Source organism: Burkholderia sp. Ac-20345 (assembly GCF_017104825.1).
In the GTDB taxonomy this organism is placed as follows: domain Bacteria; phylum Pseudomonadota; class Gammaproteobacteria; order Burkholderiales; family Burkholderiaceae; genus Burkholderia; species Burkholderia lata_B.
In genome coordinates this window covers 1-20,767 of record NZ_JAAGPO010000017.1, presented here as the reverse complement: position 1 = coordinate 20,767, position 20,767 = coordinate 1, and the positions used below count along the sequence as shown (strand labels likewise).

At 67.5% G+C, this 20,767-nt stretch carries 20 protein-coding genes; 8 read left to right on the top strand and 12 right to left on the bottom strand.

Annotation, left to right across the window (positions count from 1 at the left end; translation table 11 throughout):
* The first annotated feature begins 259 nt into the window (after positions 1–259).
* Entirely contained in the window at positions 260–1,099 is an 840-nt protein-coding gene (locus tag G3O06_RS09350; protein WP_205815820.1) for a peptidyl-prolyl cis-trans isomerase, read from the top strand.
* Positions 1,100–1,124: 25 nt separating this feature from the next.
* Here G3O06_RS09350 and G3O06_RS09345 read toward each other — a convergent pair whose 3' ends face one another.
* Both G3O06_RS09345 and G3O06_RS09340 read right to left on the bottom strand, forming a co-directional pair.
* A complete protein-coding gene (locus tag G3O06_RS09345; protein ID WP_174967874.1) occupies positions 1,125–1,562 on the bottom strand; it encodes a GNAT family N-acetyltransferase in 438 nt (145 codons plus the stop codon).
* A gap of 87 nt (positions 1,563–1,649) precedes the next feature.
* Complete coding sequence (locus G3O06_RS09340; RefSeq protein ID WP_205815819.1) at positions 1,650–2,606, bottom strand: hypothetical protein; 957 nt, start codon at positions 2,604–2,606, stop codon at positions 1,650–1,652.
* Positions 2,607–2,914: 308 nt separating this feature from the next.
* Here G3O06_RS09340 and G3O06_RS09335 point away from each other — a divergent pair, with 308 nt between their 5' ends.
* From G3O06_RS09335 to G3O06_RS09325, 3 genes are all read left to right on the top strand, one after another.
* The gene (locus G3O06_RS09335) at positions 2,915–4,210 is read left to right on the top strand and encodes an MASE1 domain-containing protein (protein ID WP_205815818.1); all 1,296 of its coding nucleotides are present in this window, start codon (positions 2,915–2,917) and stop codon (positions 4,208–4,210) included.
* Positions 4,211–4,223: 13 nt separating this feature from the next.
* Positions 4,224–5,039: an alpha/beta fold hydrolase gene (locus G3O06_RS09330; RefSeq protein WP_205815817.1), complete on the top strand. Its 816-nt coding sequence runs from the start codon at positions 4,224–4,226 to the stop codon at positions 5,037–5,039.
* A gap of 82 nt (positions 5,040–5,121) precedes the next feature.
* Positions 5,122–5,436 (top strand): hypothetical protein, encoded by a 315-nt coding sequence (locus G3O06_RS09325; protein ID WP_205815816.1) that lies wholly within the window; start codon positions 5,122–5,124, stop codon positions 5,434–5,436.
* A 42-nt stretch (positions 5,437–5,478) separates the two neighbouring features.
* On the opposite strand, the gene G3O06_RS09320 is transcribed toward G3O06_RS09325, so the two are convergent.
* The 9 genes from G3O06_RS09320 to G3O06_RS09280 form a co-directional block, all read right to left on the bottom strand.
* The gene (locus G3O06_RS09320; RefSeq protein ID WP_205815815.1) at positions 5,479–5,766 is read right to left on the bottom strand and encodes a barstar family protein; all 288 of its coding nucleotides are present in this window, start codon (positions 5,764–5,766) and stop codon (positions 5,479–5,481) included.
* 75 nt (positions 5,767–5,841) lie between these two features.
* Positions 5,842–6,861 carry a MerR family transcriptional regulator gene (locus tag G3O06_RS09315; protein ID WP_205815814.1) on the bottom strand — a complete coding sequence of 340 codons (1,020 nt, stop codon included), beginning with the start codon at positions 6,859–6,861 and terminating at the stop codon, positions 5,842–5,844.
* Between the two features lie 111 nt (positions 6,862–6,972).
* A complete protein-coding gene (gene xylB, locus G3O06_RS09310; RefSeq protein WP_205815813.1) occupies positions 6,973–8,439 on the bottom strand; it encodes a xylulokinase in 1,467 nt (488 codons plus the stop codon).
* The gene (locus G3O06_RS09305; protein WP_205815812.1) at positions 8,436–9,371 is read right to left on the bottom strand and encodes an AraC family transcriptional regulator; all 936 of its coding nucleotides are present in this window, start codon (positions 9,369–9,371) and stop codon (positions 8,436–8,438) included. Before G3O06_RS09305 ends, xylB begins: the two co-directional genes overlap by 4 nt.
* A gap of 30 nt (positions 9,372–9,401) precedes the next feature.
* On the bottom strand, positions 9,402–10,595 hold the full coding sequence (ugpC, locus tag G3O06_RS09300; RefSeq protein WP_174917815.1) for a sn-glycerol-3-phosphate ABC transporter ATP-binding protein UgpC: 1,194 nt from the start codon (positions 10,593–10,595) through the stop codon (positions 9,402–9,404).
* 3 nt (positions 10,596–10,598) lie between these two features.
* Positions 10,599–11,633, bottom strand: coding sequence for an NAD(P)-dependent alcohol dehydrogenase (locus tag G3O06_RS09295; protein WP_174997718.1), 1,035 nt, complete (start codon positions 11,631–11,633; stop codon positions 10,599–10,601).
* A gap of 10 nt (positions 11,634–11,643) precedes the next feature.
* Positions 11,644–12,471 (bottom strand): carbohydrate ABC transporter permease, encoded by an 828-nt coding sequence (locus G3O06_RS09290; protein ID WP_205815856.1) that lies wholly within the window; start codon positions 12,469–12,471, stop codon positions 11,644–11,646.
* Entirely contained in the window at positions 12,471–13,439 is a 969-nt protein-coding gene (locus G3O06_RS09285) for a sugar ABC transporter permease (protein WP_241019683.1), read from the bottom strand. The genes G3O06_RS09290 and G3O06_RS09285 overlap by 1 nt, the downstream gene beginning before the upstream one ends.
* Positions 13,423–14,697 carry a sugar ABC transporter substrate-binding protein gene (locus G3O06_RS09280; protein ID WP_205815811.1) on the bottom strand — a complete coding sequence of 425 codons (1,275 nt, stop codon included), beginning with the start codon at positions 14,695–14,697 and terminating at the stop codon, positions 13,423–13,425. Before G3O06_RS09280 ends, G3O06_RS09285 begins: the two co-directional genes overlap by 17 nt.
* A 247-nt stretch (positions 14,698–14,944) precedes the next feature.
* Between G3O06_RS09280 and G3O06_RS09275 the strand changes: the two genes are divergently transcribed.
* The 4 genes from G3O06_RS09275 (at position 14,945) to G3O06_RS09260 (ending at position 20,187) form a co-directional block, all read left to right on the top strand.
* Complete coding sequence (locus G3O06_RS09275; RefSeq protein WP_205815810.1) at positions 14,945–15,886, top strand: LysR family transcriptional regulator; 942 nt, start codon at positions 14,945–14,947, stop codon at positions 15,884–15,886.
* A 153-nt stretch (positions 15,887–16,039) separates the two neighbouring features.
* The gene (locus G3O06_RS09270) at positions 16,040–17,728 is read left to right on the top strand and encodes a GMC oxidoreductase (protein ID WP_205815809.1); all 1,689 of its coding nucleotides are present in this window, start codon (positions 16,040–16,042) and stop codon (positions 17,726–17,728) included.
* Positions 17,729–17,740: 12 nt separating this feature from the next.
* Positions 17,741–19,198, top strand: a complete 1,458-nt coding sequence (locus G3O06_RS09265; RefSeq protein WP_205815808.1) for an aldehyde dehydrogenase family protein — start codon at positions 17,741–17,743, stop codon at positions 19,196–19,198.
* Complete coding sequence (locus G3O06_RS09260) at positions 19,195–20,187, top strand: amidohydrolase family protein (RefSeq protein ID WP_174988959.1); 993 nt, start codon at positions 19,195–19,197, stop codon at positions 20,185–20,187. Before G3O06_RS09265 ends, G3O06_RS09260 begins: the two co-directional genes overlap by 4 nt.
* 106 nt (positions 20,188–20,293) lie before the next feature.
* Here the strand turns inward: G3O06_RS09260 and G3O06_RS09255 are convergent.
* Positions 20,294–20,767: amidohydrolase family protein (locus G3O06_RS09255; RefSeq protein ID WP_205815807.1), on the bottom strand; the 474-nt coding region annotated here is incomplete at its 5' end.

Sequence of the window (20,767 nt, the reverse complement as noted above, 5' to 3'; positions counted from 1 at the left end):
CGCGTTTCCACACAATTTCCACATCACGCGTTCGTAATGACCGGCGTGCGCAACGCGCGCCGCACCGCCCGCCGGGCGGCTGTCCTGAACCTCCCGACGCGGAAAACCGGATACGGGCACAATGACAGCGGCATCGGCGGCACTGCGCGTGCTCACGACGATGAACCGAATCGACTGAAGGGTTGCGCCGGCGCATTGCCGCGCCGGTGCATTTGCGCGGCAACCCCTGCCGCGTTTTTTGAGCCGAAGTGACGAAACAATGAAGATGAAAACGACACCGAACCGCCTGTTGCTGATCGCTGCGCTGGCCGGCGCACTGAGCGGGTCTGTCCACGCAGAGACGGCGGCGACCACGGCGACCGTTGCGACGGTCAACGGCACGCCGATCACGCAGGCCGACGTCGATACGCTGCTGCGCGCGTCCGGGCAACCCGACTCGCCGCAGATCCGCCAGGCGATCAAGAATCAGCTGATCACGCGCGTGCTGGTTCAGCAGGCCGCCGAGAAGGCGAACTATGCCGACAAGCCCGAGGTCAAGGCGGCGGTGCAGCAGGCGAAAGCGAATGCCGAAGTGCAGCTTTACCTGCGCGACAATGTGAAGCCCGAGCCGGTGACCGAAGAACAGGTCAAGGCGCGCTACGACGAACTCGTGGCCACGCTCGGCAAGAACGAGTACAAGCCGCGCCTGATCATCGTCCAGGATCCGGTGACGGCCGCGACGGTGCTGAGCGAGTTGAAGGCGGGGAAGTCGTTCGAAGGGCTGGCGCGCCAGTACAGCATGGCGCCGAGCCGCGATACCGGCGGCGAGCTGCCGTGGGTGAGCTTCCACACGCCGGCGGCGGAAGGCAAGACGTCCGGCTTGCCGTTGCCGGTCGCGCAGGCGCTCGAGAAACTGAAGGTCGGTACCGCGACGAGCGATTCGATCCCGGTCGATGGCGTGCGGGCAATCGTGAAGCTGGACGCGAAGCGGCCGACGCAGGTGCCGGGCTTCGCGACCGCGAAGCCGGGGCTTCAGCAGCAACTGCAGGCGGCTGCGGTGGAGAAGGCGAGTGCGCAGATGATCGGCAACTTGCTGAAGGACGCGAAGATCACGCAGTAATGCGGCGGCGTTCAAACGCCGGACGTCACGCGCGCCAGATCATGCTCGCGCTCGTTTCGGTTTCCGACTCGCTGCGGAAGCCGAGCCGTTCGTAGAGCCGCCGCGCCGGGTTGCCGTGCAGCACGCTGAGCGACACCGGCACGTGCGCGCGTGCCGCGTCGTTCAGCAATGCGTTCAGCACGGCTTCGCCGATGCCCCGGCCCTGGTGCGCGGGGAGGATCTGGATCTGGTGAACGTGCCACTCATCGGTGGCGCGTGTCACCTTCAGCAAGCCGATGGCGTCATCGCCTTCGCAGACGATCATCGCATCGTCGAAATGCGCGCGGACGCGCCGGTCGTGCGCGTCGTCGTCGGTCGGCATTCCAGCGCGTTGCAGGTGTTCGGTCATCGTGAGGCGACGCAGGTTCAACAGGAACGGCAGGTCGGCGGCAGACGCCGGGCGCAGGCGGATTGCGTGTGTCATCGTGCGGACTCGTTCGTTCGGGAATTCGGGATCGTCGACGGGAAGATCGAACCCGGTAGTGAATGATTGCCGATGGCGGGCAGCCGGTCAAAGCCCCGGCAACTGAATCTGCAGGCCGGCCGGACGATGTTCGAGGACATCCGTCACTTCGTATTCGGTTTTTGCTCCGTCCGAGGTTTGCCACTGCTGCATGCGGACATTGCACACGAGCACGTCGCCCTTGCTGAAGCTGATCTGACTGTTGTTCACGCGCGACAGGAAGCCGGCATCCGAGATCGCAGCGTGAATCGTCGACGTGCCGTCGTACAGCCGCCACTTGTTGTCGTCCTTGAATGCGAGCGACACGATCGAGAACGCCATCTTTCGATGCTCGTCGAGGATGAGCGAGTCGGCGGGTTCCGGCGCGTGAAACCACGCGATTTCGTTACGATCGACCGTTTCGACTATCTCCGTATCGGTGCCGACCGCAAACACCACGATGCCTTCGCGTGCGAGCGGTGCAAGCACTTGCTCGATAGCGTGGCGCACGCTGACGTCGCGCAGCAGGGTGAGGACGGGCAGGTCGATTTCGAGTGTGTCGCCTTCGACGTGCAGGATGGCGGTGTGGTCCTGCATCTGCACCTGCAGGATCTCGCGCCCGCGCAGCCATTTGAGAACGGCGAAGAGCCCCTTTCCCATCCTGGGCGCGGCGATGCCGAGCGCGGTCAGGATCGTGACCGCATTGGCGAGCGCCGTGCCTTCGTTGCCGCTCAGCATGTCGCGCATGCGGCCGAGCAGCGAGGTCGCGAGCGTGAAGTCGATGCCGAAACTGCCGGTCTTGAAGCTGCCGCGCACGTTCACCTGCGGCCGAACCTGATTGCCGCACAGCGCGCGGGTCGATGCGTCGAGCAGATCCCCGATGGCAAGCAGCGCGGGCGCGAGTTCGCGCACGTCCATTTCCGACGATTCGAGCGCGGGCCCGTCGTATGTGGCGCGAAATCGGCTCATGGCGCCGAGGGGGCCGGGATCGGCCGGGCCGGTACTGTTTTCATGGCGTGCGGTCATGTGGAAAGTGGGCTGATGACGTGGACGATACCGGAAGCGCATGCTTTCGGATGCCTTTCATGCTAGGTGCGAACCACCGACCGCGGGCGTTTTTGGCCATCCGGCCAAGACGACGCTTTGACGTGTCCCCACCGTACCCGGCACACGCCGAACTTTTCCGATACTTGCCCGGTCACAACCGCCAGCTTGCGGGCGTGCCGGCGCCCCGCACGCGCGTCCGGCCCCGGTATTCCCCGGCCCGCCCCGTCCGCATATCATTCGCACATCGCGCACCTGCCGACCGCAGGCGCAGCACACAGGGATTCTCGATGGACACCAAACGATCGCGGCCGGGCCTCGTCGCCGCGCTGCTCTGGGCGGCGCTGTATCTCGCGACCGGCTACATCTCGCACCAGTTCAACGGCCCCGTCCGGCTGACGGGCTACATCTGGCTGCCGGCCGGCGTGACGGTCGGCGCGTTCATGCTACGGCCGATGCGCGAATGGCTGACGCTGGCAGGCGCGTTCCTGGTCGGGCAGCTCGCGCTGAGCGGCATCGAACACGGCAGCCTGGTCAACGCGGTGCTGTTCACGGTCGATGAGGTCGGCGCGGCCGCGCTCGCGGTGTGGCTCGTCCAGCGCGTGCGCTTCTCGCTCGAAGGGCTGTATTTCCTGCGCTCGGTGATCCTCGCCGGCCTGATCGCGGGAGTGGTCGGCGCGATCGGCGGCGCGGCCTGGTACACGGTGGTCAAGGGCGCGCCGTTCTTCGACGTGTGGTCGGTGTGGGCCGCGTCCGATTTCGTCGGCGTGCTGCTGGTCACGCCGGTGCTCGCGTCATGGTCGCGCTTTCGCGCGCACCGCTCGGGTGATCACGAGCGCTTCGACCTGGTGCTCGGCATGATCTCGTTCGTGCTGGTCGTGGTCGTCGCGCTCGTGATCTTCGACGGCGACACGTCGCAGAGATTCGGCACCGGCGCCGGCTTCGCACTGACGTATATCCCGTTGTTCCTCACCGTCGCGGTGACGCTGCTGCTCGGCGGCCGCGCGGGCTCGTCGTCGGTGCTGGTGCTCGCGCTGATCGTGATCGAGCAGACCGCGCAGGGCGACGGCCCGTTCGCGTCGTTTCACGAGCACTACGGCAGCGCGCTGCTCGAAGCGCAGCTTTATCTGGCGGTCGCGTCGCTGCTGGTGCTGACGGTGAGCACGCTGAAGACGACGCGCGAACGCGTGCACGAGCACGCGGCGGTCCTGCAGAACAACATGGAACTCGCGCTCGCGAGCGCCGGCCAGATCGCGTACGTGCTCGATCCGGAATCGGGGCGGATCGAGTGGAGCGGCGACGTCGAGCGCGTGTTCGGCGTCGGCGTCGCTGCGGCCGAGATCGCAAGTGTGCCGCTCGTCCTCGAACGCGTGCAGCCGGGCGACCGCGCTGCGCTGCGCGACTACTGGGATGCGGAGATCGCGGGCGAGGATCGCGCGTCGCTGTCGCTGCGTATCGTGCAGCGCGACGGCGGCACGCAGACGATCACCGATCACGGCGCGCCGTTGCTCGATTCGAATGTCGACGTGACGGTGGTGGCGGGCGTCTGGCAACTCGAGCGCGTGTGGCCGGCGGCGGACGAATGAGCGGACGCGCGTCATGACAGGCCGCACGGGCGTCCTGCTGATCCACGGGCTCGGCGGCACGCAATACGATCTCGGCTCGCTGCACAAGGCGATGCGGCGCGCGGGCGGCAATACGCACATGATCACGCTGCCGGGGCACGGCACGCGCCCCGAGGATCTGGTCGGCGTGCGCGCGGAGGCGTGGCTCGACGCGGTGACCGAGCAGTATCGCGCGCTGGAAAACGAGTACGACACGCTACATGTCGCGGGCATGTGCATGGGCGCGCTGGTCGCGCTGCTGCTGTGCCACCGCGTGCAGCATGCGCGCGGCCGGCTTGCGTTGCTGGCCACGCCGGTGTTCATCGACGGGTGGTCGACGCCGTGGTACCGGGCGTTGCGGCATGTGCTGTACCGCGTGCCGGGTGTGGCGGAGCGGATGCGCGTCGAGGAAGGCGATCCGTTCGGCATCAAGAACGCGACGATCCGCGCGATCGTGAAGAAGAAGTTCGAGCGTGAGGACAGTTTCCACTATGCGTGGGTGCCGCTCGCGTGCGTGCGGCAGGTCGACCGGATGCGCGACTGGGCGCACGAGGCCGCGGCCGGCACGCCGTGCCCGACGCTCGTGCTGCATGCGCGCGAGGACGAACTGACGAGCCTGCGCTCGGCCGATTTCCTGCTGGAAAAGATGCCCGACGCGCGCGGGATCGTGCTGGAGAACAGCTACCACATGATCTGCGCGGACAACGATCGCGACGACGTCGCGCGCCACGTGCTCGAATTCTTCGGGTTCGATCCGGCGCATGCGGTGAGCCCGGCGATGGCGCGCAGGATGGGGCGGCTGGAGTCGTGAGACGCCGTGCGAAGCGAGCCGGCGGCGCGGCTGCGGCAGTGGCCGCGCACCCGGTCTGGATTGACGTTGAATTGCTGCGACCATGAATCAATTTGAAGAACTGGCCGGGCGGATCGAGGCGATGCAACGCGAATTGAACAGCGAGCGGTTTCTCGCGCTTCGCATCTACCGGCGTGACGCATACATCTATCAGCTATCGAGTACCGTGAATCATTCGATCGCTTGCTGGTTGAGCGACAACCATGTGCCGTTGAGGATACTCATCGACAGGGGCCGGAGCTTCATGGAGGCGGTTCCCCCCGGTCCGGACAAGCCCGGCTGGGAGGCGTACTACGATCTGGTGAAGACCTATTTCGATACGATGGAAACGGCGCTGAACGTCCTGGAAAAACACTAGCGCGGGAAGAACCGGGATATCCCGGTTCGCGGTGTGGTTCGGTCAGTCGTACTCGACATGGGAAGCGAAGGACGGGTATTTCTGCGCCATGTCCCGCAGGCAGTCGTTCATCAGCTTCGCGTCACGGGGAAAGCGGCGTTCAAATTCAGGCCAGCCTTTCAGCCGGAGAACAAGCGGCATATCGACAAGCGCGGTAATGGCATCCCAGAACGCATCCCAGTTTCTTCCGTACCAATCCGGGAAATTCAAGCTCTCCATCAACCGCATGTGCAGCTGCGCGGTTGATTCAATATCGCCTAGTTCAATTTCTACCAGCTTGTCGCGTGCCATCATGGTCTCCGACGGACAGGTCGCGCAGTATTCATTTTCCGACCCGTGCGAAGCATGATAGCGCGCGGTTAGCCGTCAGGCGCTCGGCCGACGGGCGAGCCGCTCGCGGATCTCGGGCGACGCCAGGCAGGTCGCCACGGCTTCGTAGCCGGGCGCACCGGGGTAAGGCGCCACGCGCGAAGGCGGGCTGTGATTGGCCGGGCACAGCAGGAGGGTTTCGTCGGGGCCGACCGCCGACAGATCGAGGATCGCCGACGAGCGCGTCAGGAGGAACAGCGGACGCATGCCGGCGGCGGCGCGTTCGCGCAGATGGGCAATCAGTGCCTGTTGCGTGAGCCGGTCGAGATCCTGTTCGATCATGTCGACGACCAGCGCGCGCGGGCCTTCGGCTTCGAGGCTGGCGAGCAGCGCGGTCAGTGCCGCCGATGGCTTCGCGCCCCTTTCGGCCAGCAACGCCGATGTGCGGTCGATACGCGACTTCAATGAAGGATCGGCGCGTAGCGCGGCAAAGGCATCGGCACCGTCGTTTTCCAGCCGGTCGAGGCCGACGAACACGGCACCGGGCAGTGCGTCGGCGAGCCGCAGCGCCAGCCGCGTCTTGCCGCTGCCCAACGAGCCGATGATGTAGTTCAACGGCCGGATATCGCGACACTCGAACCATTCGCCGCCCCACGGCCACGGCAGGCTGAATGCCACGCCGGCGCCGCTGTCGTCGACGAGCCGCGTCAGTTCGCCGTCGGCCGGCATCCGGCCGCGAGCGAGGCCGGCGCGAATCGCGCGCACGCGGTCGACCTTGCGCACGAGATCCTGAATGCCGTGATCGAGCGCCGCTTCGTGAGCGGCCAGCGCGTCGTCCAGGCTGCGCGCGTCACCGTCGAGCACGCTCGCCACCTGCGCGAGACTGAGGCCGAGCGCCCGCAGCGCCGCGATATCGGCCGCGCGGGCGAGATCGTCCGGGCCATACGCGCGGTAGCCGGCCGGCGTGCGTTCCGGCGCGACGAGGCCGTGCCGCTCATACAGCCGCAGCGCCTTGATCGATACGCCGAGCCGCGCGGCGGCCGCCGATGCGTTCAAACGGGGCGTGGACGTGCCCATCCGTCACCTCTCTCTGCTGTCGATTCGTTGCGCTCAGCATAAAGGCGATCCCAAGGGCCGGGTCAAGCGCGATCACGCGTGAATCGGCGAAGACACCGGCCGCGCTGCGGGTCAGTCGGCGGCCGCGAACTCCTCCCGCAGCGCCCGATACAGCCGCCGATATCGCGCGAGCCGTGCAGCCAGCAGATCGGCCGTGGCGGAATCGGGCGCGACCGTCTCCGTGACGGGCGGCGCGACGCAGACTTCCGCGAGCGTATCGTCCGTTGCGGCCAGGCGTGCAAGCCGCGCGGCGCCGAGTGCCGCACCGACCGCACCGTCCGCATGACGCCGCATCGCGAGCCCGGTCGCATTCGCGCACAGCCGCGCCCAGAATGCGCTCTTCGAACCGCCGCCGATGAACGACACCGCGTCGAGCGTCGTGCCCGCCGCGCGCAGCGCGTCGTAGCCGTCGGCCATCGCGAACGCGACGCCTTCCATCACTGCATACGCGAGATCGTACGCATCGTGTTCGTTGGACAGCCCGAAGAACACGCCGCGCGCATGCGCGTCGTTGTGCGGGGTGCGCTCGCCACCGAGATACGGCAGGAACAGCGGCGCACGCGCCGGCTCCGCGCGTTCGGCACGCGCGGCGAGCACGCCGGCGGTCGTGCCGTGCGCGCGTGCGAGCCAGTCGAGGCTCGCGGCGGCCGACAGGATCACGCTCATCTGGTGCCAGCGCCCTTCGACGCAGTGGCAGAACGCATGCACGGCGGCATCCGGGTTCGGCGCGAAGCGGTCGTTGCCGGCGAACAGCACGCCCGACGTGCCGAGCGACAGGAAGCCGCTGCCGGCGCCCGTCACGCCCATGCCGATCGCGGAGGCCGCGTTGTCGCCGGCGCCGCCGGCGATCGTCACGGGCCCCGCGATGCCCCATTCGCGCCGCAGCGTGTCGCGCAGCTGCGCGGCGGGGGCATTGCCTTCGACGAGGCGCGGCATCTGCGCGCGCGACAGCTCGGTCGCGGCGAGCATCCGGTCGGACCAGTCGCGGCGCGCGCAGTCGAGCCACAGCGTCCCCGACGCATCGGACATCTCGGACACGAATTCGCCGGACAGGCGCCAGATCAGGTAATCCTTCGGCAGCAGCACCTTGTGCACCGCGCGGAACACGGCGGGCTCGTATTTCGCGAGCCACATCAGCTTCGGCGCGGTGAAGCCGGGCATCGCCATGTTGCCGGTGATCGTGCGCGATTCCGGCACCAGCGCTTCGAGCTCGACGCACTCGGTGCCGGCGCGCGTGTCGTTCCACAGGATCGCGGGTCGCAGCACCTGGTCCGCGCGATCGATCAGCGTCGCACCGTGCATCTGCCCCGAGAGCGCGATGCCGCGCAGCGCGGCGAAGCCGGCCGGATGCGCGGCGCGCACCGCCGCGATCGCATCGAGCATCGCGTGCCACCACGCCTGCGGGCTTTGTTCCGACCAGTGCGGATGCGGGCGGCTGATCGACAGCGCGGCCGAGCCGGTCGCGAGCGGGACCGAACGGGAATCGGTGAGGAGAACCTTGACCTCGGACGTGCCGAGATCGATGCCGAGAAAAGTCACGTGTGAAGCATCCTGTCTGGGGCGCGCGGCGGCGCACGCCGAAGCGGCGGCGCGTCGTCGCGGCCGTGCGGTTCGTTGAGCCGGTGCAGCGCGCGGAACCTCGACGGCGGCACCTGCTTCATCGCGAGAAACTGACGGTTGAAATTCGACAGGTTGTTGAAGCCAACCCGGTAGCAGATGTCGGTCACCGTCAGGTCGGAAAACATCAGCAGCTCGCAGGCCTCGTTGATGCGCAGCCGGTTCAGGTAGCGCACGAACGACGAGCCGGTATGGCGGCGGAAAAAGCGCGTGAAGGTGCTGACGCTCATGCCGGCGAACGCGGCGACATCGGTTTCGCGCAGAATCCCGGGCAGGTTCTGCTGCAGGTACGACAGCACCTGGTTGATGGTCGACGACATGTAGTGCTGCGCATCGCTGCGGTAGCCGGGGCCCGCGAGCACGCGCCGCTCGCGGCACGACGACAGCCGGTCGAACAGCGACATCAGGATCTCGACGCGCCGGCAGCCGTGCGCGTTCGCGAGTTCGAGCATCAGCGGCGCGACGTCGAGGCCGACGCGGTCGGGAAACTGCACGCCGCGCGCCGCATCGTCGATCAGGTCGATCACCGGCTGCAGCTCGCTGAACGCGCCGACCATCTTCTCGATCGCATCGCGCGAGAACTGCAGCACGACGTCGCGCGACGGCACGCGTTCGCCGTCGGGGAGTTCGCTGACCCAGTTGTGCGGCAGGTTCGGCCCGGTGACGATCAGGTTGCCGGGGCCGAAATCGCCGATGTGATCGCCGACGAACATCTTGCCGTGCGACGACTGGATCAGATGGATCTCGTACTCGGGATGGAAGTGCCACTTCGCGACCGAATGCGGATAGTCGTGGATCCACGCGCGGAACGATTCGTCGCGGTGGGTGGGAACGATCTCGAGATCCGGGTTCATCGTGTGCTCCGTCGGGGGCGTGCCGGCGCGCTACGAACGGGACATCGACCAGCCCGTCGCGGCGGGCGGCGTGGTGCGCGACGCGGCGGCCGGCGGCGCCGCGTGCGCGATCGGGTTCGCGTCCGGCAGCGTGACGTTGCGCTCGGTGCCGGCGTCGAACAGATGCAGGGCTTCTTCGTCGAAGCGGAACGCTACCACGGCGCCCGGCGCCGGGGCCATCGGGGCCGGCACGAGGGCCGCGCACGGCTGGCCGTGCCAGTCCAGCGTGACGAGCGCCTCGGCGCCGAGCAGCTCGACGAGTTCCACGGTGCCGGTCAGCGCGAGCGTGCCCGGGGTCGGATCCGGTTCGGTGACGAGCCGCAGGTGGTTCGGCCGGATCGCGGCCTTCACCTGCTGGCCGTCGTGCAGCCGCGCGAAGCGCGGCGACGCGAGCGGCCAGCGCGCGCCGTTGCAGTCGAGCAGCACGTTCGCGCCGAGGCGCTCGATCGTGCCGTCCGCGAAGTTCATCGCCGGGGTGCCGACGAAGCCGGCGGCGAAGAGCGTGTGCGGTTGCCCGTACAGCTCGGCCGGCGTGCCGATCTGCTCGATGTGGCCGCCGCGCATCAGCACGACGCGGTCGGCCAGCGTCATCGCCTCGAGCTGGTCGTGCGTGACGTACAGCGTGGTCGTCTTCAGCCGTTGATGCAGCCGCTTGATGTCGCCGCGCAACTGCGTGCGCAGCTTCGCGTCGAGGTTCGACAACGGCTCGTCGAACAGGAACACGGCGGGCGTCTTGATCATCGCGCGCGCGATCGCCGCGCGCTGCTGCTGGCCGCCCGACATCGCGCGCGGGCGGCGGTCGAGCAGCGCATCGAGGCTCAGGATGCGCGCGACGTCGCGCACGCGGCGGTCGATCTCGCCGGCCGGCACCTTCAGGCGCCGCAGGCCGAACGCGATGTTGTCGTACACCGTCATGTGCGGGTACAGCGCGTAGTTCTGGAACACCATCGCGACATTGCGCTCGCGCGACGGCAGGTCGTTGACGACCGCATCGCCGATCACGAGCTCGCCGCCGGTGATCGCCTCGAGGCCCGCGATCATCCGCAGCATCGTCGACTTGCCGCAGCCGGACGGGCCGAGCAGCACGATGAATTCGCCGTCGGCGATCTCGAGGTCGAGCGGGTGCAGCACGGCGGGGCCGCCGTCGTAGTGCTTCGACAAAGCCTTGCAGGTGATCTGGGCCATGGCTCAATCCATTTCGATCTGAATCTTGACGTCGCGCGGGTGGCCGCTCGCCGCTTCCTCGAACGCGCGCACGCCTTCGGAAAACGGGAACGTGCGCGAGATGAACGGCTTCACGTCGATCGCACCGGACGCGATCAGCGCAAGCGCGCGCGGAAAGATGTTCGCGTAGCGGAACACCGATTCGATGCGGCCTTCCTTCGCCTGCAGCGCGACCACGTCGAGCGGCACCGGGGCGACCGGCATTCCGATCAGCACCGCGCAGCCGCCCGGGCACATCAGGTCGACGAGGCCCGCGTACGCGTTCGCGCTGCCGCTGGCCTCGAACACGACGTCCGCGCCCCAACCGCCGGTGGCTTCCGCGACGGCTTCGGCGAGCGGCTGCGTGCGCACGTCGACGGTCGTGACGGCCGGGTTGTCGGCGAACAGCGCGAGCTTGTCGGGCACGACGTCGGCGAGGATCACGCGCGCGGCGCCGCCGGCGAGCGCGGCAAGCGCCGTCATCGCGCCGATCGTGCCGGCGCCGATCACGACCGCGAGGTCGCCCGGCTTCATCGCCGCCTTCTTCGCGGCCTGCAGGCCGATCGACAGCGGCTCGACGATCGCGCCTTCGGCGAATGACACGTTGTCGGGCAGCCGGTACGTGAACGCGGCCGGATGCACGACGTACGGTGTCAGGCAGCCGTGTATGGGAGGCGTCGCCCAGAAGCGCACGTCGGGATCGAGGTTGTAGAGCCCGCGCAGCGTCGCGGGCGAATCGAAGCGCGGCACGCCGGGCTCCATGCACACGCGGTCGCCGACGCGCAGGTGCGTGACACCGGTGCCGGTCTCGACGACGGTGCCGGACGCCTCGTGGCCGAGCACCATCGGCGCGTCGACGCGGAATGGGCCGATCCCGCCGTGAACGTAGTAGTGCACGTCGCTGCCGCACACGCCGACCGTATGCACCTTGATCCGGACGTCACCGGGGCCGACCGCCTGCGGCAGGTCGATGTCGCGCAGCGCGAGCTCGCGCGTGCGTTCGAGTACGAGCGCTTTCAACACATCCTCCTTATTTTCCCTTGACCATCGAATTGAGCAGGCGGCTCAGCATGCCGACGAACACGAGCGGCGGCAGCGCGAGCAGCACCGTCGACGCATTGATCACGCCCCACGGCACTTCCTGGCCGAGCGACGTGAACGCGGACGCGACCACCGGCAGCGTCGCACTGCGAGACGATGTCAGCGCGAGCGCGATCATCAGTTCGTTCCAGACCAGCACGAAGCTGAACACGATGCCGCCGAGCAGCGTGCTCGCGCACACCGGCAGCGCGATATGCCAGAACACCGCGTACGGGCCGTAGCCGTCGAGCGCGGCGGCTTCCTCGATCTCGCGCGGCAGCCGGCGGAACACGGGGATCGACAGCCACGTGATGGTCGACAGCGTGACGAGCAGGTACGTGACGATCATCGACAGCTTCGTGTCGTACAGCCCGAGATCGACCCAGATCGCGATCAGCGGCAGCGCGACCGCGACCGGCGGCAGGAAGCGCAGCGACAGCAGGAAGAACTGGATGTCGCGCTTGCCGCGTATCGGGTACCGTGCGATCGCATACGCGGCCGGCACGCCGAGCACCGCGCCGATCAGCACGGCCGCGCCGACGATCGCGATGCTGTTGCCGAGCCCGATCAGCACCTCGGGGCTCGACAGCACCTGCTCGTAGTTCGCGAGCGTCGGCGTGAAGATGAAGCGCGGCGTGGGCGTGACGATGTCGAGCAGGTGCTTGAGCGAATTGAGCACGGCCCAGAACAGCGGGAACGCGGCGACGAGCAGGATCGCGCCGGCGATCATGACGGTCGACAGGTGCGAAACGGTCGCGGCGGTGCCGCGGTGGGCCATCAGTCGTCCCATTTGTTGACCCTCTTCCAGATGAGCGTGAAGACGAGCGTGGTCGCGACCATCATCAGCACGGCCATGCCCGACGCATAGGACACCTTGCCGGCGAGACCGATGCCCTGCTGGTACGCGTACAGGTCGAGCGTCTCGGTCGCGATGCCGGGGCCGCCCTTGGTCATCACGTAGATCAGGTCGAACGAGCGCAGCGACTCGACCATCTTGATGAACACGAGGCTCACGAGCGGCGCCTTCAGCATCGGCAGCGCGATGTACGCATGGACCTGCCACGTCGTCGCGTAGTCGAGCCGCGCGGCTTCGAGCGGCTCGGGCGGCAGCGTCTCCAGCAGCTTCAGGATCACGACTGCGAAGAACAGCCCCCATTGCCATACGTCGACCAGCGCGACCGCGTACAGCGCGAGATGCGGATCGGCGAGGAACGCGGTGTTCTCGATACCGAGCATGCCGAGCAGCCAGCTCAGGATGCCGGTGAGCGGCGCGTACATGAACTTCCAGATGAACGCGGCCGATACGCGCGGCAGCAGCACCGGCATGATCAGCACCAGCGATGCGACGCGGCGCCAGCAGCCGTGCACGCGCTCGAACAGGAACACGGCGAGCGCGATCCCGACGAGCACCGCGCCGGCCACCGTGACGACTTCCCACAGCACCGACACCTCGATCGCGTTAAGGAAGCGCCGGTCGGACGCGAGCCGGATGAAGTTGCGCAGGCCGACGTATTCGCTGTCCGGGTAGCGCAGCACGCGGTTGCGCAGCGCGAGGTTGATCGCGGCGACCGTCGGGACGAGGCTCAGGACCGCGAGCAGCGCGAGCGTCGGCGCGAGGAACACCCACGGCAGGCTCGTGCGGTCGCGGCGCGCGCGGCCGCGCCGGGCGGACGGTGCGGAAGGCGGGGAAGGGGCCGGACGGACGCCAAGCGCGCGTCCGCCGGCGCCGTCATTTGCGAGCGCCATGTTCGAGCGCATCCTTCGCGTACTGGGTCGCGTCGTCGAGCGTGCCGCGGCTATCCGTCTGCGTGCCGGTGAACACCTGCTCGAGCGCGATGCCGAGGTTGTCGCCGATGTCGGGCCACTGCGGCGTGCGCCAGATCGTCACCTGCGTGACCGGGTTGGTGTCGTTCAGCCCGGCCTGGATCTGCGGCGCGACGTGCTGCTTGAAGTAGGGGCTCGCGATCGTGCTCGTGCGGTTGTAGTCGCTGAACACGCCATTGCGCAGCCGAGCCTGCTCCTGGTCCTTGCTGGTCGCCCACGCGATGAAGCGGCCGGCGGCCATCCGCGTGCAGTCGTCTTTCGCACCGACCGCCGAGATCGCGAAACCGTGGCCGTAGGCGGCCGACGGCAGCGGCGCGGGCGGGCGCGTGTAGCCGACCTTGCCGGCCACGCTCGACTTGCTCGCATCCTCCATCCAGTCCGCGAACGGCGTCGATTCGATCATGAACGCGACCTTGCCCGAGCGGAACGCTTCGAGCGCGTTGCTCCAGTCGTAGGTCGCGGCGCCCGGCGGCGCGTACTTGAACAGGTCGCTGTAGAGCTGCGTGGCCTTCACGGCGGCCGGCGAGTTGAACGCGGGCTGGCCGCCCTTGTCGGTCCAGGCGCCGCCCATCCCGAGCATGAACGGCGACCAGCGCCACACGTTCATCCCCGAGCCGCGCTGGCCGCGCGCGACCCAGCCGTACAGCTTCGGCGGCGCGTTGAGCTTCTTGATCGCGGCGACGAGCTGGTCGAGCGTCTTCGGCACGGGGATGTGCGCGGCGTCGAGCAGGTCGCGGCGGTAGAACAGGAAATCGCCGCCGCCGATCAGCGGCGCGAAGTACGCGACGCCGTTGTAGCTCGCGACCGCACGGCGGCCGGGCAGGAAGTCGTCGTAGTCGTATTCCTTCGGGTAGTACTTGAGGAGCGGCACGATCCAGTTGGCCGACGCGAATTCGGCGACGTTCGCCTCGTCGACGTAGTAGATCTGGTACGAGCCCGCGCCGGTCGACGCGTCGAGCCGCGATTTCGCGCGGCGGTCGTTCTCGCCGAAATAGCTGATCTCGACCTTGGTGCCGCTCTTCTTCTCGTAGTCGGCCAGCGATTTCTCCATCACCGACAGGCCGAGGCTCTTCTGCGCGAGCACCCGAAGGGTCGGCACCTTGCAGACCTGCGCGGCCGCGACGCCCGGCAGACAGGCGCCAAGCAGCACGCCGGCTGCGACGATTCGCATCTTGTTCACCCGTGTCTCCTTGATTCTGCTTGTTCGAATGCCGTCGATGACGGCAGGAACAATGGTGTGACGGGGGCGATGCGATCACCACATCAAAAGAATTCGCCGACCGATACTTTTTGCTCAGGGTCGGTCGTGCGATGCACAAAATGTGGTGGTGGGGCGAGAGGCGGGCCGGTGGCGGCGTGACCGAGCACGTTCGGCCCGCGCGTGGCACCATCGCCGGCATTGCGCCTGCGCCCAGTCGAAACGGATGATGAACAAATTTTCCGACATGAGTACGTTCGTGGCCGTGGTCGAGGCGGGAAGCTTCTCCGAAGCCGCCCGTCGTCTCGGTACCACCAAGTCGATCGTCAGTGCCCGTATCCAGAAGCTCGAGCGGCGCCTGGCCTGCACGTTGCTCAAGCGTGGCCGTTCGCTGCAGCTGACCGATCCGGGGCAGCGGTTCTTCGAGCAATCCCGGCAGCTTCTGCAGGAACTCGAGCGCATCGAGGGCGAAGTGAACGAGGCCGGCTCGAGCCTGAGCGGCAGCCTGAAGCTTTCCGTGCCCGTGACCTTCGTCGCGCGCTATCTTGCGCCGCTGCTGTCGCGATTCGCGGACATGTATCCGGCGCTGTGCCTCGACGTCGAAGCGGACGACCGGCTGTCGAACCTTCAGGATGGACACTTCGATGCGGCGATCCGTCTCGGTCCGCTCGCCGACTCCAGCCTGATCGCCCGCCCCGTCACCGTCAACCGGCACCTGATCTGTGCGAGCCCGGGCTATCTCGAGCGGCGCGGCATGCCGGTGCATCCCGACGACCTGCCGCAGCATGATGGCCTGCTCTATCTGAATCGCGAACCGCATGGGATGTGGAGCCTGCCGCTCGAGTACGAAAAGCAGTCGTTTCGCGTCAGGGTGCGGATGCGGACCGATTCGGGGTTTCAACTGCTAGCCGGTGCGATCGCCGGGCTGGGGCTCGCGATCCTGCCGACCTTCCTGGCGTCCGAAGCGCTGGTGTCCGGCGAGCTCGTGTCGGTGCTGCCGGAATATGCGCCGTCCGGCGGGCAGGTCAACGTCGTCTATCGCAAGACGGTTCGCACGTCGCCCAAGATCCAGGCGCTGGTCCGGTTCCTGGAGGACGAGATCGGCCACCCGGCCAGCTGGGACGTGCCGTTGATCGAACGCGGCCTGCTTCCGCATCCTTCGCATACTTGAGCATGCAGCCGACTCGCCGGCGGGGGCGGCGCGCATGACGGGCAGACGCGCGCGTTCGGAAAAAGCGAACCAACGGTTCGGTTTCCGCTAGCTATCCGGTCGCGGGGCCCGACCGTACTGTGGCACACGCATTCAATGGAGAAAGCGTCTGCCATGAAGAACACCACGCTGCATCATCCCGCGCGCCGCGTCATGCTCGCGCAAACCCTCGCCCATTCGGCCACGCTCGCCGTCGGTTCGCTGCTCGGCGCCGACGCGATCGCGGCCAGTGCGGCGAACTCGTCGAGTTCGTCGAACGCGTCCGGCTCGGGCGCCGCTGACACATCGCCCCGCACCAGGACCGGAACCGGCCCGCGAACCGTCGATGTGCTGGTCGTCGGCGGCGGCTCCGCCGGTGCCGTGATGGCGGCCCGCCTGAGCGAGAAGGCCAGCCGCCACGTCCTGCTGCTCGAGGCCGGGCACAACTATGCCGCGTGGGACTACCCGCACGTGATCGCCAGCAGCGATATCGTCGGTGGCGATTCGCGGCATGAATGGGGCTATCGCACGCAGGCCGGCTACATCGATCACCCGATCAACGCGCTGCGCGGCAAGGTGCTCGGCGGCAGTTCGGCGATCAACGGGGCCGTCGCCATTCGCGCGCGGCCGCAGGATCTGAAAAACTGGAATCTTCCCGGCTGGTCGTACGAGGAGATGCTGCCGTCGTTCCGGCGGCTCGAGCATCGCGACAACGACAGCGTGTCGCACGGCCAGGCGGGGCCGCTGCCGGTGCGTCAGCTGACGCGCGAGGACATCACGCCGATGCAGCGCGCGTTCGTCGATGCGACGATCGCGAACGGTTATCGCGCGATCGAGGATTTCGACGGCGCGGACGCCAACGGCGTCGGCCCGTATCCGATGAATATCGTCAACGGCGTGCGCGTCAACACGGGCATGGCCTACCTGACCAATGAGGTCCGGGCGCGTTCGAACCTGACGATTCGCGGCGGCGCGCTGGTCGATCGCGTGCTGTTTGCGCAAGGGCGGGCGATCGGCGTGCGGCTCGACAACGGCGAGGAGATCCACGCGAACGAGGTGGTCCTCAGCGCGGGCGCGTATGGCAGCGCAGCCATTCTGCTTCGTTCGGGCATCGGGCCGGGTGCCGACCTGCGTGCGCTGTCGATTCCCGAAGTCGCCGCGTTGCCGGTGGGCCAGCGCCTGAAAGATCATCCGTTCTACTACAACGCGTATGCGGCACGCCCCGACCGGATCGGCGATCAGTCGCCGTCGATCGGTGCGTTCCTGTGGACGAACAGCTCGACGGCGCAGCACGGCGATCTCGACCTGCACATCACCGCGACGCACCTGTTCCCGCACGACCAGAGCCCGACGAAGGTCGGCTTCGTGCTCGCGGTCGCGCTCACGCGGCCGTTGTCGGTCGGCAGCCTGAAACTCGCGAGCCGGCAGGCAGGCGATGCGCCCGTGATCGACCTGAATTTCCTCGGCGAAGCGCAGGATCGCGCGCGGCTGCTCGAAGGCATCAAGCTGGCGCGCCGCATCGGCCGCACCGCGCCGCTGTCCGGCCTCATCCATTCCGAACTAAATCCGGGGCCGGGTGCGGAATCGGACGAACGGATCCTGGCGTCGGCGCGATCGACGCTCGATACGTACCACCATCCGACTTCGACCGCGCCGATGGGCGTCATCAACGATCCGCATGCCGTCGTCGATCTCGAAGGGCGGGTGCACGGCGTGAGCGGCCTGCGTGTCGTCGACGCATCGATTTTTCCGGATGCGATTTCGGTCGCGACCAACATCACCACCATTGCGACGGCCGAGCATATCGCCCACCGCTACAGCTGACCGGGGAACGTCATGAATGTTGCTGCTCCCGTATTGCACTGGATCGACGGCGAGTGGGTGGATTCGCCCGCGCATCGCGAATCCGTCGATCCCGCCACCGGCTCGGTGATCGGCCGGTATGCCGACGGCGGCGAGCCCGAAGCGCGCGCGGCGATCGACGCGGCGCTGCGCGCGTTTCGCGATACGCCGTGGAAACGCGATGCCGCACTGCGCGCACGCGTGCTGGACGAACTGGCCGCCGCGTTCGAGCGGCATGCCGACGCGCTGATCGAACTGCTGGCGCTGGAGAACGGCAAGATCAAGCCCGAAGCGCATTTCGAAGTGTCGATGGTGCCGTCGAAGCTGCGCTACTACGCGGCGCTGGCGCGGGCCGAAACGGGCCGCAGCGGAACGCCGCGGCCGGACGTCGTATCGCTCGTGCTGCGCGAGCCGATGGGTGTCGCCGGCATCATCGTGCCGTGGAATTCCCCCGTCGTGCTGATGGTGCGTTCGCTCGCGCCGGCGCTGGCGGCGGGGACGACCACGGTCGTCAAGATGCCGGGCCAGACCGCGCAGACCAATGCGCTCGTGTCCCGGATCCTGTCCGAAGCGCCGTCGCTGCCGCGCGGCGTCATCAACCTGTTCAGCGAATCGGGCGCGGACGGATCGAAGACCCTGATCGCCTCTCCCGACGTGCCCGTCATCAGCTTCACGGGCTCGACCGCGACGGGGCGCGCGATTTCCGCCGTCGGCGCTCAGCGGCTCAAGCGCTTCGGTCTCGAGCTCGGCGGAAAGACGCCGCACCTGGTGTTCGACGACACCGATCTCGATGCGGCATTGCCCGTCATCGAAAAATCGCTGACGGTGTTTGCCGGGCAGTTCTGCATGACCGGCTCGCGCCTGCTGGTACAACGCGGCATCGCCGACGCGGTGCGCGCGCGTCTCGCGCAACGCCTGGCCGCGGTGCGGGTCGGCCCCGCCGCCGATCCGCTCAGCGACATGGGGCCGCTCATCGACAAGCCCAACGTCGAGCGCGTGAATCGCGAGGTCGAAGAGGCGATCGCGGCGGGTGCGAAAGTGGTCGTGCGCGGTGGCCCGGTGACCGATGGCGAACTGGCGCGCGGCGCCTTCTATCGCCCGACATTGCTCGAAGTCGATAGCGCCCGGCTCGATATCGTCCAGAAGGAAACCTTCGGGCCCGTCATGACGATGCAGGTGTTCGATACCGAGGCGGAAGCCGTCGCGCTGGCCAACGACAGCGAATATGGCCTGGCCGCGGCGGTCTGGACACGTGACGTGCAGCGTTCGATGCGGGTTGCGCGGTCGCTTCAGGCCGGCACGATCTGGATCAACGACTGGGCGAAGGTCTACGACGAATTCGAGGAGGGCGGGTATCGGCAATCCGGCCTGGGTCGCCTCAACGGCGCCGCCGCGATCGACGACTTCATCGAATACAAGCACATCACGCTGACGACCGGAGAAGCGCCGTGAAAGCCAAGATCGTACTGGAAGAGCACCTGTCCACCGCGCTCAACAACAGCATGTGGGACGCGTCCGGCGAAGCCGCGCGCAACGGGAAAGCCTATATGGACGACGTCGACGCGCGGCTGCTCGACGCGGACCGGCGGATCGACGAGATGGACCGGTGCGGGATCGACGTCGCGGTGCTGTCGCTCACGTCACCCGGTGCGCAATCGATTCTCGATCGCGCGGCGGCTGTCGATTTCGCGAAGCGGACCAACGACGAGATCGTCGAGCGCTACACGTCCGTGCATCCCGGGCGCCTGCAGGCGTTCGCGACGGTCGCGCTGCAGTCGCCGAAGGATGCGGCGGACGAACTCGAACGGGCCGTCGTCGAACTCGGCATGCGGGGCGCGCTGGTGAACGGCTATACGAATATCGGCGACGCCGACACCGCGCAGTATCTCGACGAGGCGCCGGTCTGGGAATTCTGGGAGCGTGCGGCCACGCTCGATGTGCCCGTCTATCTGCATCCGCGCGAGGCATTGCCGAGCCAGCAGCGGATCTACGAAGGCTATTCGTCGCTCGTCGGCTCGGCATGGGGGTTCGCGCATGAGACGGCCACGCATGCGATCCGCCTGATGCTGAGCGGCCTGTTCGATCGCTATCCGAACCTGACGGTCATCCTGGGGCATCTCGGTGAAGGGCTGCCGCTGATGCTGCCGCGCCTCGAGCATCGACTTCGCATGCAGCGGGACGGTGCCGGGCTGGGGCAGGCGAAACGCCCGGTCGGCGAGTATTTCAGCAACAACTTCTACGTCACGACGAGCGGCCACTTTCATACGAAGGGGCTGCTCAACACGATCAGTGAAGTTGGCGTCGACCGCGTGCTGTTTTCCGCCGATTACCCGTACGAGAGCATGCAGACCGCCAGCGAGTGGTTCGACCACGCATTGCTGAGCGAAAACGACCGGGTCAAGATCGGCCGTACGAATGCGGCTCGCCTGTTCGGGTTCTGATTCCGGCGGCATCTGAAAGCGGGACACGTTCTGCTTTCGTGACGGCACGCGGCGCGCTCATGGGCGTCGCGTGCCGTTTCTCGTCGTGGGGTTGGGTGCGTGAGCGTCAGTTTGCGTGCCCGTCAGCGGCAGCCGCACCGACGTCGATCCGATACACCCGCAGCGCGTTGTCATGCCAGATCGCACGGCGCGCGGCGTCATCGAGATCCATCATCGCACGAGCGAACGTGCGCAGCAGCGCGGGATACGACACGCGCAGGCCGGCCACCGGAAAGTTGCTGGCGAACAGGCAGCGCCGCGCGCCGAAGATCGCGATCGTGTCGCGGATGATCCGCGCGTTGTCCGCCTCGTTCCATACAGCGTCGCGCAAGCCGAGTTCGGAAATCTTCACGACGACACGCGGCGACGCGGCAAGCGCCTCCATGCCGCGCCGCCAGCGCGCGAGCCCCGCATCCGAGCGATCCCACGGCAGCCCCGCATGTTCGAGCACGACGTCGACATCGGGCGCATCCGCCAGCAGCGCGGCCGCGTCTTCGAGATGCCAGAACGGGACGCGCAGATCCCAGCACAGGCCGTGCGA

Coding starts and splice junctions, on each gene's coding strand:
- G3O06_RS09350 (WP_205815820.1), top strand. CDS start 260: ATGAAGATGAAAACGACACCGAACCGCCTGTTGCTGATCGCTGCGCTG.
- G3O06_RS09345 (WP_174967874.1), bottom strand. CDS start 1,562: ATGACACACGCAATCCGCCTGCGCCCGGCGTCTGCCGCCGACCTGCCG.
- G3O06_RS09340 (WP_205815819.1), bottom strand. CDS start 2,606: ATGACCGCACGCCATGAAAACAGTACCGGCCCGGCCGATCCCGGCCCC.
- G3O06_RS09335 (WP_205815818.1), top strand. CDS start 2,915: ATGGACACCAAACGATCGCGGCCGGGCCTCGTCGCCGCGCTGCTCTGG.
- G3O06_RS09330 (WP_205815817.1), top strand. CDS start 4,224: ATGACAGGCCGCACGGGCGTCCTGCTGATCCACGGGCTCGGCGGCACG.
- G3O06_RS09325 (WP_205815816.1), top strand. CDS start 5,122: ATGAATCAATTTGAAGAACTGGCCGGGCGGATCGAGGCGATGCAACGC.
- G3O06_RS09320 (WP_205815815.1), bottom strand. CDS start 5,766: ATGGCACGCGACAAGCTGGTAGAAATTGAACTAGGCGATATTGAATCA.
- G3O06_RS09315 (WP_205815814.1), bottom strand. CDS start 6,861: ATGGGCACGTCCACGCCCCGTTTGAACGCATCGGCGGCCGCCGCGCGG.
- G3O06_RS09305 (WP_205815812.1), bottom strand. CDS start 9,371: ATGAACCCGGATCTCGAGATCGTTCCCACCCACCGCGACGAATCGTTC.
- ugpC (WP_174917815.1), bottom strand. CDS start 10,595: ATGGCCCAGATCACCTGCAAGGCTTTGTCGAAGCACTACGACGGCGGC.
- G3O06_RS09290 (WP_205815856.1), bottom strand. CDS start 12,471: ATGGCCCACCGCGGCACCGCCGCGACCGTTTCGCACCTGTCGACCGTC.
- G3O06_RS09285 (WP_241019683.1), bottom strand. CDS start 13,439: ATGGCGCTCGCAAATGACGGCGCCGGCGGACGCGCGCTTGGCGTCCGT.
- G3O06_RS09275 (WP_205815810.1), top strand. CDS start 14,945: ATGAACAAATTTTCCGACATGAGTACGTTCGTGGCCGTGGTCGAGGCG.
- G3O06_RS09270 (WP_205815809.1), top strand. CDS start 16,040: ATGAAGAACACCACGCTGCATCATCCCGCGCGCCGCGTCATGCTCGCG.
- G3O06_RS09265 (WP_205815808.1), top strand. CDS start 17,741: ATGAATGTTGCTGCTCCCGTATTGCACTGGATCGACGGCGAGTGGGTG.